Annotated in this window: 11 protein-coding genes; 7 read left to right on the top strand and 4 right to left on the bottom strand. The window is 45.5% G+C overall.

All coding sequences use genetic code 11. The features are described from left to right. The coding region (locus tag E1163_RS25585; RefSeq protein WP_221418080.1) for an ATP-grasp domain-containing protein at positions 1–554 on the bottom strand (554 nt) is incomplete at its 3' end. Between the two features lie 18 nt (positions 555–572). Further along, positions 573–1,460, bottom strand: coding sequence for a LysR family transcriptional regulator (locus tag E1163_RS25580; protein WP_155175761.1), 888 nt, complete (start codon positions 1,458–1,460; stop codon positions 573–575). Positions 1,461–1,636: 176 nt separating this feature from the next. Between E1163_RS25580 and E1163_RS25575 the strand changes: the two genes are divergently transcribed. Beyond that, positions 1,637–2,029, top strand: a complete 393-nt coding sequence (locus E1163_RS25575) for a rhodanese-like domain-containing protein (RefSeq protein WP_155175754.1) — start codon at positions 1,637–1,639, stop codon at positions 2,027–2,029. Beyond that, complete coding sequence (locus tag E1163_RS25570) at positions 2,023–2,475, top strand: GNAT family N-acetyltransferase (RefSeq protein WP_155175752.1); 453 nt, start codon at positions 2,023–2,025, stop codon at positions 2,473–2,475. Before E1163_RS25575 ends, E1163_RS25570 begins: the two co-directional genes overlap by 7 nt. 206 nt (positions 2,476–2,681) lie before the next feature. Here E1163_RS25570 and E1163_RS25565 read toward each other — a convergent pair whose 3' ends face one another. Further along, positions 2,682–7,310, bottom strand: a complete 4,629-nt coding sequence (locus E1163_RS25565; RefSeq protein ID WP_155175750.1) for a GEVED domain-containing protein — start codon at positions 7,308–7,310, stop codon at positions 2,682–2,684. A gap of 146 nt (positions 7,311–7,456) precedes the next feature. Continuing rightward, positions 7,457–10,930 carry a M43 family zinc metalloprotease gene (locus tag E1163_RS25560; protein ID WP_155175748.1) on the bottom strand — a complete coding sequence of 1,158 codons (3,474 nt, stop codon included), beginning with the start codon at positions 10,928–10,930 and terminating at the stop codon, positions 7,457–7,459. Positions 10,931–11,808: 878 nt separating this feature from the next. Here E1163_RS25560 and E1163_RS25555 point away from each other — a divergent pair. From E1163_RS25555 to E1163_RS25535, 5 genes are all read left to right on the top strand, one after another. Then, a complete protein-coding gene (locus tag E1163_RS25555; protein ID WP_155175746.1) occupies positions 11,809–12,672 on the top strand; it encodes a helix-turn-helix domain-containing protein in 864 nt (287 codons plus the stop codon). A gap of 374 nt (positions 12,673–13,046) precedes the next feature. Continuing rightward, positions 13,047–16,232 (top strand): SusC/RagA family TonB-linked outer membrane protein, encoded by a 3,186-nt coding sequence (locus tag E1163_RS25550; protein WP_155175745.1) that lies wholly within the window; start codon positions 13,047–13,049, stop codon positions 16,230–16,232. Positions 16,233–16,271: 39 nt separating this feature from the next. Beyond that, complete coding sequence (locus tag E1163_RS25545) at positions 16,272–17,699, top strand: SusD/RagB family nutrient-binding outer membrane lipoprotein (RefSeq protein WP_155175743.1); 1,428 nt, start codon at positions 16,272–16,274, stop codon at positions 17,697–17,699. A 284-nt stretch (positions 17,700–17,983) separates the two neighbouring features. Continuing rightward, on the top strand, positions 17,984–19,120 hold the full coding sequence (locus E1163_RS25540; protein WP_155175741.1) for a WD40/YVTN/BNR-like repeat-containing protein: 1,137 nt from the start codon (positions 17,984–17,986) through the stop codon (positions 19,118–19,120). A 535-nt stretch (positions 19,121–19,655) separates the two neighbouring features. Then, positions 19,656–19,973 carry a hypothetical protein gene (locus E1163_RS25535; RefSeq protein WP_155175739.1) on the top strand — a complete coding sequence of 106 codons (318 nt, stop codon included), beginning with the start codon at positions 19,656–19,658 and terminating at the stop codon, positions 19,971–19,973.

Here is a 19,973-nt window from a genome sequence, read left to right as displayed (position 1 = left end):
AGTCCTTTATTTAATGAATCGCCTCTCAGGTTTAGGAATTTCTCAACTGTAGATTTGATCTTTTCACTATCCGATGCGTCAGGTATATAACAGGCTTCATTCCAGTTATGCTTTTCAGATTTCACATAATCTTTGATAACTATTGGGGCCTCTCCAAATTCAGAGACAAGTTTTATTAAGGTACTTAGCTCCTGTTCTGTTGTCCAAACAGATTTAGGGGTTTTACCTTCGATTTTATGATAGGATTCAGGCAGATAGTGACAGTGAATGTATTCTTCAGGTGTATTGATTAGTTGAATATGCTTTGCCGCAAGACCTTCGTAGAGGTTTTTATATTGATCAGGGGTTAACATCCAGCCTCTGTAGATTGCTTGTTCATTTTTTTCAGCTTTGTGGACAAGTTTTAAAGCTGTTGTTGTATTACCTGCTGTTAGCTCCTCAAAGTTTACAAGGGAAATTCGAAACCCTGCTTTTATTGCAGATTTCATTTCATCCTCATAATCTGGCTCAACTTGTTTATTGTCTATTATACTATTACAAAATATTATTCTCATTGTTGCATGATCTTAAAGTCACCCCACAAAATCCTCCTCAAAACTCGAAATAAACTCAGAAATATACTTTTTGGACTGATCCTCAACCCGTGAGATCAGGTAATGCGTTCTTTTTAGACCATTTTTGCCAATGCGCTTAAATACCAGCTCTTCCGGGATCCTGAACATCGTTAAGGCCCATTGGGGCATACAGGTGATGCCCATGTTGGCGCTCACCATTTCTAGGGCTACTTCGGTGAGGGGTATGGCAGAAATGCGGACGGGGATAATGTGGTTTGGTTTTAGGAATGTCTGGTAGACCGACACAGTCTCCAAAGGGAAAGAGTGGATAATCAGGTGGGCTTCGGTGAAGTCGCCGGCTTCCACATGAGGTTTGTCGGCCAATGGATGCTCGCGGTGCATAATAGCGAAGATCTCATCTTCAAATAATGCCTTGCTGGAAAGAGCAGGAGAGGCTGGTCTTGAGGTTACGATAGCCATATCCAGATCATTGGAGAGTATTTTAGAGACAGGCTGGTGTGTGGCATCAAGTATGAGCTCAACTTCTATTTTTGGATAAAGTGCGGCCATTTTTTGAATGAATGTCGGTAAGCCCTGATAGAACGAGTAGCATTCCGTACTGATCCTGACCAGTCCTTTGGTGCCCTCATTAATTTTTTTGATACTATGAAAGCCCTGCTCTATGGCTGCATGAATGGTGTTGGCCAGCTTGTGCAGTTCGGCGCCTTCATCAGTCAGCTCCCATTTGTTGCGCGAGCGGTGGAACACCTTAAAACCCAATTGCTCTTCAAGCTCCCGAAGCTGGTGGCTTAGGGCCGATTGGGTAAGAAACAGCTTTTCTGATGAGTTGGCAATGTTGCCTTCCTCCGCTATGGTTTTGATGAGCCGGAAGTGTTTGAGTTCCATAGTTTAGTGGTTATGGCGTGCGGTCACGATATGTATCAGACCCTAAAGTTATCACAAATGTGGCTCACTTTAAACTGAAAAATTTTCAGCTATATCATCAAAAACGCTCAATTACAGCATATAGACTTCCCCAGGCTACCCGCATACTTTTGGGAAAACAAAAATTCCTAAAGGTTATGAACAAGCAAATTGAATTTTATGAAAGTAAGCTGGCTTATGAAATGGACCCGTCTGACTTATTTGATGCACTGGAAAATGGGGAAGAAGTAGTGGTGATCGATGCCCGGCAAAGCTTTGGCTATGAAAAGGAGCACATTCCCGGGGCTATCAACATTCCACACCGTGAAATGTCTGAGGGGACTACAAAACACCTTGATAAATCCAAAACCTATGTCTGCTATTGTGACGGCATAGGTTGCAACGCTTCTACCAAAGGGGCACTGAATATGGCACGTCTGGGGTTCAGGGTAAAGGAACTGATCGGCGGAATTGAATGGTGGAAGTTTGACCGCTATGCCACCGAGGGAACCAGCGCAACGGCGGGGTCGGAAATACAGTGTGCATGCTAGAAGAGTACTCCATCAGAGACGCAAAACCCGGTGACATGGATGAGATCATCGGGCTTTGCTATGAACATGCAGCTTTTGAAAAAGCCGAAATCTCAGGTCATGTGGACTGGAAGGTTCTTGAGGATCATATTTTTCATCATAAGGATGTGTACTGCCTGGTGGTTGAATATCAAGATCAGGTTGCCGGCTTCGCCACATTGATGAAGCAATTCTCCACCTGGGATGCGGCTTACTACCTCTATCTCGATTGTTTGTATTTGAAAAGTGTAGCCAGAGGCATAGGACTTGGTCAGGTAATGATGCAGAAAGTAGCCGCATTAGCCAAAGCTCAGGGGTGCGGTTTGGTGCAATGGCAGACTCCGGTTTTTAATGAACCTGCCATCAGGTTTTATGACCGGCTTGGGGCTGTTTCGAAGGATAAGAAGAGGTTTTATTGGAAGGTGTGAGGCTGAGGCCTTTGCCTTTCCGGGTTTGTACAGGTTAGTGTCAGGGCCGATGCAGAGTTTTTCAAAAGACTCTGCTGGGACACTAGATGAACAACGCTGAGTTCTGGGAGAGACCCAGCTTGAACCTGAGGGTATCCAATCCATCAAAATCAAAAAGCCGCAGAAACACGGTTCCTGCGGCCTTAGGTTTAGGCAGGTTGATTAGGTTATTCGAAGTATATTTTCTTAACTATTGTTTCAGCTTTACCCTTGATATGTACCAGGTATATTCCGCTGACAGGTTGGTTTATCTTTATAGCAAATGCCTCATTGTTAGGAGCTTGAGGTGGTATTTGCTGCCTATGTATTACTACACCCTGCGTACTGGTAACCGTTACCTCAAGCTCACCGGCCCTTTCCGGGTAGGAGAGGAAGAATTGAGCCTGCCTTGAAGGGTTGGGGTACAGGCTCACATTTTCCTGAGAAACCGTTTCTCCAAACTTGGTTGATGACACTACGTCTTCAACATTTAAAGTGTAATCTTCCACCTCACTTAGGGCAATGCTGCCGCATGCTGTTGGCGTTGCTCCTTGGGCAACCCTTACCCTGAGTACCACCTCACCGGCTTCGGTACCTGCGGGTACAGTGATTGCCGAACTATACACTTCACCGGCACCTCCGGCACTAAGTACTTCTTCTCCCAGATCATCAAAGTCGCCGTCCCTGTTCCAGTCTACCCAGGCTTTGGCTTTTGTTTCTTCTGTGGCCTGGTTTGGCGTTACCGTCAGTTCCGCTACGGATGCGATATTAGTGCTTTGACCGGTGTAGTCGGCATATCCAGTGGCGTTGTAGCCGGAGCTGTTGCTGATGGTGCCTATAGCCACTTTTTTGATGTGCTGTTCGCTGGCAGAGATGTTGTTATCTGCCGCACAATAAGCCAGGTCAGGCGTGGTGACACTTGCGGTATTGGAGTAAGCGGAGAAAGCATCACCGTTTTTAGCCCTCACTCTATAGGTGTAAGTGGTGTTGGTCAGTAAGCTGCCATTAATGTAGCTTGTGACATCGGCAGCAACCGTCCCAATTTGCTCAAAATCTCCTCCTTCTGACATTCTTTCAATAGCAAAACCATCTTCGTTATCCGAATTATCTTCCCAGCCAAGAGTGACTACAGTGAAAGAAGTAAGCTCAGCCGTGAGCGCAGTGGGTGTTTCGGGGGTGGGGCTTTCGAGTATTTCCACGCTATAATCCTCAACCTCACCATCACCTATAAGCCCGCAGGCATCAGGGGCGGTCGCGAATTGCATGCTTACCCTCATCCGGGTGGTACCGGTCAAAGCAGTTTCGGGTACAGTGATGGTGCCGGTTACAGTCGAAGATGATGCTGTTCCTGCATCAAAAGCCAGTTCGCCGGCATCGTCGAAATCCCTGTCTTGGTTGAAGTCTATCCAAACCCGGAAATACTCTTCAAAGGCGATGTCCAAAAAGCCCGGAGTGAGGGTAATGTCGTTGTTGCCCTGCCTGAGTTCAACAGTCAGGTGGGTGAAATCACTGTACTTTGATGAGTCGGAGGGATTGGAGAAATTCCCCGTTTCCACCTGGGCAATGTACTCATAAGCTGCCCTTTCAGAGGAAGAGGTACAGTAGCCTGAGGCTTCCTCTACAGTGATGTAGCCATTGAGCGTCTTGGTATTGCTGCCATTGCCATTGGTTGCTGTCAGGGTTACGTCATAAACTCCCGGGGTAGTATAGGTGACCACCGGATTTTGTTCACTGCTGCTTTCAGGTGTACCTTTGGAAAAAGTCCATGACCAGGAAGTCGGGGAGTTTGAAGACTGGTCAGTGAATGTGATACTTTCTCCTGCTACAACAGTTGTTTTGGAGGCAGAGAAGGCTGCCATGGGTACCGGTGCGGAGTCGTCGCTGATCACTATGGAATAGTCCTCCACTTCACCGATATACGTATCATCCCCGCAAGGTACTATTTTATCGGCTGAGCCATACCCGATCCTGATCCGCATAGTAGTTACACCCGTAACGGCATTGGCAGGCGTGCTCACCACGGTTTCATATGGCCCGGCACCGTAAAGGTTGAAGACTTCCTCGCCTGTGTCGTCAAAATCTCCGTCCGCGTTCCAGTCAATCCATGCGCCAACGGCATTACCGTCCCAATAGCTGTTTTTTGTGCCAATAGTCAGGGCTTCTGAAGCCCCGCGTTCAAGGCTGGTAACCTGGCTGGTAAAGTCGCTGTAGTTTTGGTATCCTGATGGGTTGTCAATTGCGCCGAATTTTACCCGGTTGACATAATTATCTTCCCGGCTTCCTGACGCACTGCAATAGTTGAGGTTGCTTTTTGCGTGAATGGTGATGTAGGAGGATTTTAGCTCATTATATGAGCCATCACTGCCTGTTACCGTCAGCGTAACATCGTAGGTGCCGGGTGTGTCATAGGCAATTACCGGGGCTGTCTCATTTTCCACACTTGAGGGAGAGCCGCCGGGAAATGACCACTGGATGGATTTGATGTAGCCACTGGAAAGGCTGTTGAACTCCACGGTGCTTCCTGCAATGGCCGCCGTATTTTTAGCAGTAAAATCTGGCTGTGGGGTATCCGGCACATTGGCATCTTTGAGTGGGCCAAGGATTACGATGTCTGCTGCAGGTGTTCCTGTACTAAAATCGAGGTTTTTAAAATACCCGATGGAGTAGTTGAAATTATTCAGTAATGGATTTTTCCTTAGTGCCAGTAAAATGTTATCGAGGGCCGCGCCTATTTCCTGCGCCGCATCTGCATTGTTATTTGCGGCTCCGGAACCTGTAATGGAGGCATCTATGCGGAAACGCCTGTTCATAGCCGAGGCATCCAAAGTGGCGGAAGCAGAGGATAAGCCTGTTGCGTTGATAAATTCATTTTCAATGTCTTCTTCGGAACCCATGGCCAGGTAGTCATCATCGAGCCAGTTGGTTTCAGGCTCCCAACCCTCAACCGTGCCGTTGGCTACCTCAGTAAGGAAAGCGGTAAAATCGGTTTCACCGGTAGCTCTCATTGCATTGACGAGGTTATCAAAGCCCGCTACATCATTGCTTCTGGTCAGCTCAAAGAAGGTTTTGATTTTGTCGAAATCATTCATGTAAAAGTTGTACCACACCATATTGCCGTAGTGATAATGGTAATAGTTGCCACTGGAGTAGCTTGAGTTCAATACAGTATTGAGCGATGGCCAGTCTCCCTGACTATTGGCGATATTGTTTGCGTTGGATGCCAGCAACTTAATGCCATTGGTTTCGGTAGACCCTGCAAAGAATTCTGCCATGCCTTCTTCAAACCACACCAGGCGACTGTCGTTGTAAATTTCACCTTCGCCCCAGTTTCCCGGAATCAAATATCTGCCCTGGAGGTAATGGGTGTATTCATGCCTGAACATCGCTTCCAGTGACAGGGAGCTTTCAACGCCTACGGTGCGGTCCCAGGTGTAAAAGGTAGCGCCTCGCTCGATGTACATGCCGCCGTTATTGGTAGCGATGTTGAAAAGGTAAGTCGCATAATCCTCATACTGCTGTTTGGAGCCGAAAACTACGATGTTCAAAACCTCATTGATATCACCGGCTACGGGTTCATCAGTCTGTAGCATTCTGAAAAACTGGCTTTGAGACTGCTTGGCGGCATGGTACAGCCCCTGTACTTTTTCTTCGTTCAGAGGAGTCCTGACTTTTATCTTGCCGTCATCAAAAGAGTAGGAGTTGGGAAACAGCATTTCATTCAGTTCATCCTTTAGCTCTTCCATGTTTTCGCAAAGATTGTAAGCGGCACAATTGCCATAATCATTGAGAGCTTCAATAGCTTTGAGCCAGCGGGTACTGAGTCGGGTTGAATTGTTGATGATGTCCACCAAAAGCCCTTCGACATCATCGATCAGTAGTGGTGACTCGGCTGCCCTGGCGATTTCTGCAGCAGCATTTTCAGTGATAAAATTGAACTCGTCATTATTTTGAAGTTCAGTATTTGAACTGATGGTGTAGATGAGGTTGAAATAATCAGCGTCACCATTTACGGCATTAATGTATTCGTCATCCTGCATGCCTCTGAACATTAGGAAAAATATGCGATTATAGGCACTGGCGTAGGTTCGGATCAGGTCATTAGGAAGCTGCTTCCATGTTTCATTGATCGCCAGGTCTGTCATGGCCTTTTTGACCAAACTTAGTACCCCTGGTTTGTGTCTCAAACCCGGAAAGTCGAGCAAAATGAGGTATTCATCCAGGATGTCCAGGGCGTCTTCCGTGAGTAAAAACAGGTTGGGGTTGTCTGTGAGTGCTTCACACGCCAGAATGTACCCATCAACAGTAGTGCTATTCATGCTCACGGCATCGTTGTAAAAATCCTGATAGCTGGCTGCGTGTAGGTAGTAAGCCAAGCCATAAAGGCCACTGGCCCGGGTGCCATCGTAGCTTGCCGACAGGTTGTACATGGCTGATGCTACGGCATGCATATTCGTATTGGAAAATATAGATGGGGCGTAGGTTGATTCAATATTGAAAAAACTTCCAAAGCATTCGTAGTCGCCCATTTTAAGTTGGTTAACCAGCTCCGACGAACTGAGTGCGGCCCATTCGGCAGCCTCTGAAGGGCAGGCGGATTGGGTAACTTTCAGGGAAGAAAGACTTGCAATCCGGCCAGCCGCAGGAGGACGGATGTTTTTGTTTTTGGACGTTTTATTTCCATTTGCCATCTGCATTCGGGAGCAGTGATCATGACTATGGTCATGTGGTGTCCTGGGCTGCTGTACCTGGCCTGTTGAATAAGTCTGTACCAGCAGGCACAGTACAAACAGAATAAATTTGGGTTTATGGGGTAACATTTTCACAAATTGTTTTTGGTTTATAGATGATCAAAAAGATTTTACCGGCATTGAAATAGCCACTGAAGGAAGTCTCTCCCTCTAATAAGTTAGTAGAGACCGGAGCAGGACATTAGTTGCCTGCTCCGGATCACTCATGTGTTGGTTTATTGGAATTGAATTTTTCTTACTACTGACGAACTGTTGTTTTTCACCCTTACGAGATACGTTCCCCGCACATTTTGATTGAGTTGAATGGAGATCATGCCAATATTGGCCGCATGCTGAGGTATAACTTCCTGATGTATAGTTACTCCCTGAAGGCTCAATACGGTTATTTCAAGATCCCCCTCATATTCAGGGTATTTTATACTGAATTTCCCCTCTCTGGAAGGATTAGGGAATAGTGAAACCTCTTTTTCGAAATCGATACCTGCACCTGAACGGGTTGGTCCTGCACTGGACCCGGTGTTAAGCGTGTAATCTTCAACTTCACTGAAATACAGGTCTTCACATGGAGTCGGCGTGGCGCTATAGGCTACCCGCACACGTAGCCTTACCGAACCGGAAACACCCGATGGTACTGAAATGGTTGCGCTATAAGGACCTGCTGCACCGCTGGCCGACAGCACCTCTTCATTGGCATCATCGAAATCTCCGTCCTTATTCCAGTCAACCCAGGCCTTGGCTGCCGTGCCGGGCCAGGTATTATGAGGAGTGATGGTAAGCGTCTCTGACGATGAGATGTTGGTGCTTTGGGCGGTGTAATCAGAATAACCATTGGTATCAAACGAAGAGCTGTTGTCGATACTGCCTATAGATACTCTGGTAATGTATTGTCCTGACGGGTTGCCGTTGGTAACGCTACAGTATTCCGCCCCACTGGATGTTGTGGCACTGCTGCTGTTGGAGTATGCAGAGTAAGCCGATCCCTTTTTTGCCCTTACCCGGTAAGTGTAGGTGGTGTTAGGGGAGAGGCCTGTGTCACTGTATGAAGTAGTGTTTGTAGCTACAGAGGTTACCGGAGAGAAGTTGGTGCCATCGGCAGACCTTTCTATTTCAAAGCTCTCTTCATTATCAGAGTTGTCAGTCCAGTTCAGGGAAACGGAAGTAGAGGCACCACTCGCGGTAAGGTTGCCCGGAGCGTTTATGGTAATGGCGTCACCAATGCTCGCCGTGTAGTCTTCTACCTCGCCATAAACGATCGATCCACACGCCTGAGGTGCTGAGCGATATCGCATGCTTACCCTGAGCCTCGTGGTACCCTCAGATGCAGAAGCGGGTACAGTAATAGAGCCTGAAACCGCGGAGGATAAAGCGCTTCCTGCATCAAAGGCCAGTTCGCCGGCATCGTCGAAATCCCCGTCTTGATTGAAGTCAATCCAAACCCTGAAATACTCATTGTAAGCGCTGCCTGAAAAACCCGGTGTAAGGGTGAGGCTGTTGCTGCCCTTTACCAGATTTATAGTTAGGCCGGTATAGTCGCTATAGGTTGAAGCCCCTGTAGGGTTGGAAAAGTCGCCAATAGCTACGTTGGCTATGTGCTCATAGGAAGCGTCATCTCCGGATGAACTACAGTAAGTGGTGGAGCCGCCATCCACGGTGATGAGGTTTGTTGCGGTTTTGGTATCAGAGCCATTGGCATTGGTTACCGTAAGCGCTACATTGTAAGTTCCTGCTGTGTTGTAGGTTACTGTAGGGTTTTGCTCAGTACTTGTAGCAGGCGTTCCGCCGGGAAATGACCAGGACCAACTGTCAGGAGAGCCGGTAGACTGATCGGAATAGGTAATGCTCTCTCCCGGCGTTAAGCTGGTAGCCGAAGCGGTAAAGGCCGCAACGGGAGCTGGGTTGGTAGTAGTAGAACCTGCAATGATTGTCCCCTCGGGCTTGGTATAATAAGCATATTCGTAAACCGTAAATGCGTTTCCACTGGCATTGACACTCACTTTCATCCAGCCGTGAAGTTTTTTTCCTTCCGGGCTGGAAAATCTGAAACCTACATAACCGGTTTGCCCGTCCCAGGCCGTATAGGATGATGAACGCAGGTCATGTTCATCCGGGTAAGCACCTCCATCTACCCAGTTGTTACCGGTACCTATCGGTGTGCCACTGGTCAGCAATGAAATATTTCTTGTAGAACCTTCGCATACCAATGGTTTGGTATAAGTTTCCAGCCTCAGCTTACCGGCGTCATACCAGCTTCCGTAAGCACCATCACCATACTCAACCGTAAAATAAGTCCATGTGGCTGAGCTATTGGCAGTAATGTCGGTGATATCGTTGTAAACGATGGTGTACGGGTCCTGAAAATAAAGCGCAAAACCGCTGTAGGTAGGGTTTTGTATGGAGGAGGCTCCACCTGCAATAGCCGGATCCAGGAAGGTGATGGAAATGTCAGTCACACTGTTACTGCTGGCATGGGCTGATGCACTGCCTGTAAATGACATTTGTGCCGATGTGCTACTCTCCACGTTGATGCTCAGAGAAAGGCCTGCGGGTACATTGCTTGCCGTATAGTGAGTGCCTTGTGTAAGGATGCCGGTAGTGGCAAATGCAGCTCCGTTCTTAGCACTGATTGTGGCACTTCCTTCTATGCCGCCGTTATTGTTATCACTCTCATTCAATTGTGAAACAGAATACAGCAAAATAGGCTGTGAAGCATTGTTTACGCCCGTAGCTTCAAGGTTGGACTGCTGCCATAGCGGCTGTCGCGATGCATGGTCCAGGGCGGCAGTCATTCTGGCTATCTGTCCCTGGGTGAACATTTTGTAGCAGGAGGAATAGTCCATATAGTTTTCTCCATTAGGAATGCCCGCGCCAGGGCACATTTCTGTAGTTACATTGCATGTTCCTGAATTAGCCGTGGTGGCAGGTGTGTCATCTACATTGTCTCCGGGGGCATTGCATTCGTTATCAAAAGTATGCGCGAGGTTAAGCCAGTGCCCGAATTCATGGGTGAGTACTGAGGCAAATTCCTTATCCGTATTGCCATATAAATAGCGACCGTTATAAACCACACGTGCCAGGTTGTTGTCAGACATCCAGGTATCAGGGTACCAGGCTACGCCGGAATTATTATATGTACCGTCGGCATAAAGGTCCAGCATAATGTAAACATTCATATACATGTAGTTGTCCCAGGCATATTGCTGTATCTGGCTGTCATACCCACCGCCATTACCAAAGCCTGACCGCTCAGGGTAGTAGTTGATGCCTGTGGTAGGGTTACCGTTAGGGTCTATCTTTGCGAGCTTAAATTCAATATCCAGGGTGCTTCTAAGCCCTGAAAACAGCGCGCTTACCGTATTGTAGTCGTCATTCAGTCCGTTAAAGTCCTCATTTACTTTTTCGAGGGCGGTGATGATGGTATTGTCATCCACGGTTTTGCCGGCAAAGTCAGATCCGAAAATGTGGAATACCACCGGTATCGTGTAGCCTGAGGCAGTTACTTTGCCCGAGGCTTGGTTTAGCTTTCTCTTGTGCATTAACTGCTCAAACTCTTGTGCTTCCTTTCTTGACTCAGGGTGTTTTTGGTATAGCACCTTCATCTGTTGGTCGGTCTGGCATACCGGCCGGTCACCCTGCCCATGAACAGACAGGATGATGCAAAAACTCAGTAATAGTAAAAGTGTTTGTCTCATGATTTTTTTGGGTTTATAGGTTGTAAAGAATTGTTTAAAGTTTTAGGGGTAACTTTTGGGCAAAAGGATCCCTTTACAACAACATTTTTGTGCTGTCCAATAAAATAATCTACTGATCAAAGCTTATAAAAGACACTCGTCCGGAGACGCTATGGCGGACTAAAAACGGGGATGTTCATGGTTAACATTGGTTTAGGTTGTCATTTAGAATTTATGATTTCAAGGTAGTGGTATTTTTGAGGCGGTGTTGATACTTTTTTAACCCATGTGTATATGCAATTATCAAATTGTTAAGTTTTTAGGTTTGAGACACCATGTAAGTCGGAACTATGTGTTGGAACTGATAATTTAACTCATGCGAAATTTGATGCGGCCCTGAGAAATAGTTTTGATTGTCAATGCATTGAGAAAATGGTCTTTTTTATGCCAGACTATTTAACCAGTGGTTTTGAATAGACATTGCTGAATTCTTATTCATGTATTATAAATACAAATAAGTAGTGTTGTTGCGTGGGTATGGTAAGATAATACCGGAATTTGATCAGATAGCAACAGTTGGTTTGTTGCCGCTCGTTTCTAGTTGTGCAATTATTAACCCGTTGTTATTTGCCCGGAGCGTTAAAAGCAATCGGCAAAACCATTGGCAAGCCAGGATCAAATAATGATGGATGCAATTTAATGATTTTCAAAGGTACGAGTCACGCAACGGTCTGTCTCCCAGTAAATTCAGCTTTATGCTAAGTCAGGGACTCATATTTTTGGGCATCCGGATTAGAAAAAATTACCCTATACCAATACGATATTGTCCGTTATTTTAAACTAACTTGCTATAAGTTAGAATATATAATATTATTACTGTCGGAAAAAGTAGAGATCAGGTGAAAGTACTGCCCTTTAAAGTAACGAAAACAATAAACTCATCCTTTCTGATACAGGTGGATGATCAGCCTTATTTCTATGATATACTGCACAAGCACCCTGAGCTCCAGCTTACTACCATATTGGAAAGTGATGGCACCGTATTGATAGGTGACTACGTTGGCAATTTTAAAGCAGGTGATGTATTCCTGATTAGCAGTAATGTGCCTCATGTATTTAAAAACGACAAGAAGTATTACACTGAGACCGAAGAGTTGAGGGCGCATGGCATTTCCATATTTTTTGAAGAGACCTTATTCGGAGAGAAATTCTTCAAACTGCCGGAGACCCAGGCTGTAGGGCAGTTCCTCGGTAAGCGGCAGTCGCTAAAACTGCACCCTAAGACTGCCGAACTTTTGATACCAAAGATTACAAAGCTGCAATCTCTGAATAACCTTAGCAAGGTAATAGAGATGCTTTCTATACTTGAGATTTTGGCTGCTGCTGAGGACAGCGTTACACTGACCTCAGATGTGACCCACGATTATACGGAATCACAGGCGAAGCGCCTTAATGATATCTACCAGTTTACCATGAATGAGTTCCACCGGGAAATTACTCTCGAGGAAGTAGCGGATGTCTCCAATATGACGGTGCCATCATTTTGTCGTTATTTCAAAAAAAGAACCAGGAAAACCTATATCGAATTCCTTACTGAAATGCGTGTAAGTTATGCCTGTAAATTATTACAAAAAGAAGACCTGAGTATAACCGGTGTTTGCCACCTTTCGGGCTTCAACAACCTTTCCAACTTCAATAGAAAATTCAAGAAAATAACAGGTTACACACCGACCGTTTTCAGAAGGATCAACCACAACCTATAGTAAATCAGGCTTATCGTGCATTAGATCCCCCAATACGAGGGATGTTTAATCTATATTTATTATTCAATTGATAATATATTGTTAATACTATATTTGAATAGGTTAATGCTGTATCAATATCATGTAATATTTGGTTGTAAATTGTAATTCCATTTTTAACCACAACCGATAATGTTATGATACTCAAAACAACCTCAGTTCTCGCACCACCCTAGCGATTAAAGCCAATCCATAGTTTCTACTTTAAGATCTGTTTTTTACAGGTCTGTCATTCAAAATCGAGGCGCGCCAGGGTGCCAGAGGGAGATACCTGTGCCTGCGGGTAAGGGTGTCCCCATTTATTCAATTGTTTCATTTTTAAACCCAAACTTGTTATGAAGAAAATATTACTGATTCTGACACTGGTAATAGTGTCGGGTAATATGGCCTTTTCGCAGAATTTAGTTGTAAAAGGCCAGGTTACTGCCGATACCGACGCATCATCGTTGCCGGGAGTTTCCGTATTGATCAAAGGTACTACGAGCGGTACCATAACTGATGCCGGAGGGAACTACTCCATTGAGGTCCCTTCTGATGCTACCTTGCTGTTTTCATTTATAGGCTATGAAACGCAGGAAGTGAGCGTAGCTGGCCGGTCTGTGATAAATATAGAGCTGACCAGCGATGTTACGGAGCTGTCCGAGGTGGTAGTGACGGCCCTGGGTGTGGAGCGGGAAAAAGCTTCACTCGCCTATGCGGTGCAGGAAGTTGACGGAGATAATGTGACTAAAACCGGAGAGCAAAACTTTATGGGCGCTTTGTCCGGTAAAGTGGCGGGCGTGCAGATCACCAATCCTTCTGCGGCCAGCCTTGGAGGTACGGTAAATGTCCGTATCCGCGGAGCCAACAGTATTTCGGGCAATTCCCAGCCGCTGTATGTGGTAGATGGCATTCCTATTTCCAATCAAAACTTTTCCAATACTTACAACGGCCGTGACTACGGAAACCTCGCTCAGGATATCAACCCTAATGATATCGAGTCGATTTCTGTACTCAAAGGGCCGGCGGCATCGGCATTGTATGGTATCCGGGGAAAGAATGGCGTTATCCTCATCACCACTAAAAAAGGAACAGGCCGGAAAGGAATAGGAGTGGAATACAACGGGCAGGTGGCTTTTGACAGGGTAGCCTTACTTCCTGAATATCAAAATAAATATGCCGGAGGCTATTCGCAGGAGCTGTCCCAGGTGGATGGGCAGGATGTGCTCGACTACAATGCCGATGAAAGCTGGGGGCCTGAAATGGACGGTAGGCCGGTGCGTCACTGGGATAGCTGGTATCCGGGTACGCCGGAGTATGGAAAAACCAGACCGCTGGTACCTAACCCTGACAATGTGAAGGACTTTTTCGAAACGGGCGTTACACAATCCCACAATATCGCCATCAGCGGGGGCAATGATAATACCAGCTTCAGGTTGTCGTATGGCTTTACAGACATTAATGGCACGGTACCCTTTAGTGAGGGGAAGAAAAATAATGCTTCGCTCAATCTGAATTCGCAATTGACCGACAAACTCAGCGTAGAGGCCACAGTCAGCTATGCCAACAACAGCTACAGGGGCAGGCCGGGCTTCGGGTACACCGGCAGTTTCAGCGGCTGGACATTGATCAATGTAGGCCCCAACCTAAATATGTGGACGCAGCGCCAGCTCGACTACGACCGCTTGAAAAATTACAGAGCACCGGATGGCTCTATCAAAACATGGAACATTACCAGTCCGGATAACCTGAATCCTAATTTTTGGGACAACATCTATTTCATGCTCGAAAATGCTTCTCCTTATGATGAGCGCGACAGGATGATAGGGGGGGTGACGCTGAATTATAAGCTTAGCGATGTGTTTTCTATCAAAGGAGTAGCCAAAACTGACTTTTATGACCAGCGCATCAACAACAGGATCCCTACAGAAGCCAAAGCACAGGACTTCTACTATGAAAGCTCCAGAAAAGGTATCGAGAATAACTATGAGTTGTTGCTCAACTTTAACAAATCATTCGATAAAATCTCTCTTTCTGGTTTTGGCGGAGGTAACATCCTCAAACAAAGGTCCCTGGGTATAGAGGGAAACACCGTTGGAGGTTTGTCTGCACCCAACTGGTACAACCTTGAGGCTTCTATAGACCGTCCGTTTGTAGACAACTGGGAGATCACCAAAGAGATCAGAAGTTTGTATGCCTCTGCAAGCCTCGGCTATAATGATATGTTATACCTTGACCTTACAGCACGAAACGACTGGTCTTCGGCCTTACCGGAGAACGACAATTCCTATTTCTACCCATCGGCGGGCCTTAGTTTCGTGTTTTCTGAGTTGATCGATTCCAGGGTTCTTTCCTTTGGTAAAGTCAGAAGCAGCTTTGCCCAGGTAGGTAATGACCTTGACGCCTATGAGATCAACCAGACTTATCTGCCTGGTGGAGCCTATGGTTCGTCATCATCATTTGAGGTTCGTGATTATTATGTAGACCCTAATATCAAGCCATCGCTGACAGAGGCACTTGAGATTGGAGCTGAACTTAAGTTTTTCAACAACAGGCTGGGAGTGGATTTTAACTATTACAACCAGATCAACGAAGATGATATCGTAAGGATCAATGTTTCAGGTACTTCCGGTTATGAGAGGCTTACTACCAACGGAGGTAAAATAGTAAGCAAAGGCATAGAGCTGGCACTTTATGGCACGCCCGTACAGTCTAAAAACTTCACCTGGGATATTGCCTTCAACCTTGCCAGAAACAGGTCGGTGGTAGAAGATATCTATGGAGACATTACGGCCTACTCTATTTTGGAGCGAAGAGGAGCCAGCGTGGTATTGGAAAAAGGTGAAGAATGGGGCGTAATAAGAGGTACTGATTTTAAAATGCTGGACGGCCAGCGCGTGGTGCGGTATGCCGGAAGCTGGTACCACTACAATGATGAAGACAACCTGGAATACCTTACTGAAGATAATCAGGTTATTGGCAATGTGCTTCCTGATTTTACCGGTGGTGCAGTTAATACTTTCAGTTACAAAGGCTTTGATCTCTCCCTGAACTTCGATTTCCAGAAAGGTGGCAGCTTCCATTCTGTAACCAAGATGTTTGGTTTTGGTGCAGGGCAACTTGCCGAAACGGCAGTAATGAACAGTAATGGCATTTCCGTGCGAGACCGTATCAGCGAAGGAGGAGGTTTTGAAGTGTCCGGGGTACTTGAAGACGGTACGGCTGTAAGTGGTTATGCGTCAGGTGCACAGCATACCTGGAATATGGTAGGCGCTACCGGCAACTGGATCTATGATGCCAGCTACATCAAACTACGTGAGGTACGATTGGGCTATAGCGTGCCGTCCAAAGTACTGGAAAACCTGCCTTTTACGAGAGTAAATGTAGCAGTTACCGTAAGGAATGCCTGGCTCATCCATGCCAACATTGACGGCCTCGATCCCTCCGAGATCACTCCCGATGCATCAGGGGTTGCGTTTCATGAAGGTGGTGGTTTGCCGGGTTTCAGGACTTACGGTTTTAACCTGAGATTGAGCCTATAACTGATGGCTGGTAAATTCTAAAATTAAAAAATTACAGAAATGAATAAATTTATAATACCACTCATAATTATACTTACTGCTTGTGGCGATTTTGGGGACACCAATGTAGACCCTAATAATCCGACCAGTGTGCCCGTGGCAGGCTTTCTGACCAATGCCATTCACTCTATGCCCACGTACGAAAGTGGCATTACAGGCTTGTACTATGCACAATATTGGTCAGCAACCCGGTATACCGAAAATTCGCGCTATAGCGTTACCCAATTCGATTTTACATCCATATACAGTGGCCCGCTTAGCGACCTGCAAAAAGTCATTGATATGAACAGTGATCCTGCAACCATGGAAATGGCGGCAGAGAGTGGATCAAATGCTAATCAGATCGCAGTAGCCAGAATATTAAAAGCTTATTTTTTTCTTCACGCTACGGATCGATGGGGCGATCTGCCCTATACAGAGGCGCTTATGGCGCTGGAAAATCTTACCCCGGCTTATGATACCCAATCGGCTATCTATGCTGCGCTATTTGAAGAACTGGATAATGCAATAGAGGAATTTGATGCCGGGGCAGCGCCAAAGGGAGACATCCTGTTCAATGGTGACACTGATAAGTGGAAAAGGTTTGCGAACTCCCTGCGGTTGAGAATGGCTTTGAGAATATCTGATGTTGACGCTATAACTGCAAAAGCAGAGTTTGAGGCAGCAGTTGCCGATGGGGTGCTGGCTTCCAATGATGATAATGCCATATATCATTATTTAGGCAATGGAGTATTTGATAACCCCAGGTACAATGACTTTCTAACCCGTACTGACAATGCAGTAAGTGCAACGATAGTAGACAAGCTGATAGCGCTTAATGATCCGAGAGTTGCCACATATGCCGATCCTATTGGCGCCAGTGCCGGAGATGTCTATACAGGTATGCCCTATGGCCTTGGTAATGCAGAGGCTGGTGGTTACGGTTTTGATGAGGTGTCTCTGCCCAATTCAGTTTATGTAAAAGCCAAGGATTCCAGTGTGCCTATACTGACCTATGCGCAGGTGCTTTTTGGACTTGCCGAAGGCTCTTCATACGGATGGAATGCCGGAGGTAGTGCAGAGAGCTTTTATAATGCGGCTATCAAGGCCAGCATGGAACAATGGGATGTATTTGACCAGACAGCGTATGAAAGCTATATCCAGCAAACCTCGGTTGCTTTTGACGATACCAAAGCTATTGAACTCATAGGTGAGCAAAAATGGCTGGCTTTATACATGCAAGGTTATGAAGGTTGGGCAGAATGGAGGCGCTTAGGCTACCCCGAACTGGTGCCCGCACCTGCTGCAGCCAATAACTCAGGCCAAATCCCGAGACGCCAGGCTTACCCGGCCTCTGAGTCGCAAAACAACCAGGCGAACTATGAAAATGCAGTGGCCCGGCAGGGAGCTGATGACCTGGATACAAGAGTTTGGTGGGATGTGCAGTAAACGGAAAATTAGTTGATTAATGAACAGGAAAGGCGGGATTATTCCCGCTTTTTTTGTGATCTGGGTTAATCGGTAATTTTATAAAGCAAGGTGTCTTTATTGTGTATGGTGCGGGTAGCACTGCTCTCAATGATCAAATTTTGAGAAACTAAAAGATGCTAAATTATAAGATGTTTAAACGTATAAAATAAATATTAAATAACTAATATATTTCAATGATACATTATATATTTTAGCGTCTTAGTTAAATAATTATTCACCTAACGACACTAATTTCTACTACTATGGCGCTTAGAAAGCACTTTATTTTTGCTTTAATCTTATGTTTTTGCTTTGCCGCATGTTCATCAGATGATGACGGCGTAAAACCCGCAGACGATCAGGTTGATCAGGGAGATGGGGATAATAATGATGACGATGATGATAATGGCGATGACAGCAATGATGGTACTTCAGGGTTAACCTTTACAAAACTTACTACAGGTACGGACCTTTCTTTTTTCTCGATCCATTTTATTGATGAACAAAGTGGGTTCCTGGCAGGGGGAACTCCTTCGGTCAGTGTAGAAAAAGCTATAATACTCAAATCAACAGATGGGGGTGCCTCCTGGGCCGAGGCATATTCAAATACAGGTTTTTATATAACAGATGTAACATCATCGACAGACAATATTTTGTTTGCCACCACATCGGATGGAGCCATTCTGAAAAGTGAAAATACAGGCGATACGTGGGAAAGGATCGATATCGAACCGGGTATATACCTGGCTGATATACGATTTTTGGATGCTGAGACCGGCTTTCTCGCTGGATCTACTTCCGGTGGAAATGGCAAGCTTTTTACAACCTCTGATGGAGGAGAAAGCTGGGAGAGCATAATCAATACTACTCCACTTGAAAACAATGCCCTTCATGAAATTGCCTTTCTGGGTAATAATACCATATTGGCTTCCGGCGGAGCATGGGCTAAAGGTGTAGTGCTGAAAAGCACGAATAAGGGTGTGGACTGGACGCCAATAGATGTAGCAGAAGGAGTGAAGATAATGGATATCTCCATGGAAGGAAATTCAGGGTTTGCTGTTGGCGACAATGGACAGTACAGCACGGCAACAGAAAAAGGAATGCTTTTCAAGACGGCTGATGGAGGGGAAACATGGGAAAATGTTGACACCGGCTACGATAACAGGCTCAGGGAGTTGGCGATTAGGGGAGATGTCGGCATTGTGGCCGGTTATAACAAATCCAATAACTTAAGCAACCCCGAGTTTATAATGATGTCTTTTGACGGCGGTGAAAAATGGAGCCGGATAAATCATGATTTTGGACTGAATAGCTGGGGTGATGTGCAATTCATCTCCGATAACAAGATAATCCTTGTAGGTTATGAGGGGCTGGCCGTGATGATTGAGGTTGGTGAATAACACAAGCCGATCAGTTATAGTCATGGTCATTAAATGAAATTTAGAAGAGTCCGGTAGAGATATCGGACTTTTTGTTTTATCAGGAGTTAGATCAGACCGACTTTATCAAGAAGTTCTAAAATTTGATCTTTCGTAATATTTTCAAGTTAGCTTTTTGTCATAAATATGCACCAGGTAAATCTCCTTGTCTTCTGTAATGATATAAGTAATGATCCTTGCCCCTGCAGATTTACCTTTTCCTTTAGAGGTAATATCTGTTTCATATTAGTTTTGCCCAAGCTTGAAAGTTTCTGAATCTACTTAAATCTGTTTAATAGTTCGTTTTAATATACTTTGAATCTGTACGCAATAGTTTAATGGCTACTGAAACAGGAAATTTCAAAGAGCATGGAGATTTTAAACTTTTCTGAGAATAGCACCCAGGTTCCCAAAAATAAAATTATGAACCCACACATTATTGCGGTAACTTTAAAACCCCCGAGTTTTTTTGATTAGATAACTATTTAAGTTTAACTGCTTTAACATCTATATTTATATGGACTCCATCATCGGAATTGCCAATCAGGTTTTTGAGATTGAGCAGAAGCTCTCAGCGAAAGGGGATTCATCAGGCGTTGCCCGAAATGTCAACAGGATGAAGCATCACCTGGAGGAATTTGGTTACACTTTTCACAACCCTTTGCATGAAGATTATAATGATACACGTACCGACTGTGAAGCCAGTATTGTCGGTGACTTTGAGGATGGTAATATGTATATAAGCAAAGTTATCAAGCCAATCATTTTCAAAGATAGTGGAGGAGCACCCGGTATTGTACAAAAAGCCGTGGTGATCGTAGAAAAGAAAGCATAA

The sequence above is a fragment of the Fulvivirga kasyanovii genome, assembly GCF_009711405.1.
Taxonomy (GTDB): domain Bacteria; phylum Bacteroidota; class Bacteroidia; order Cytophagales; family Cyclobacteriaceae; genus Fulvivirga; species Fulvivirga kasyanovii.
This window is presented reverse-complemented; position numbering and strand designations above follow the sequence as displayed.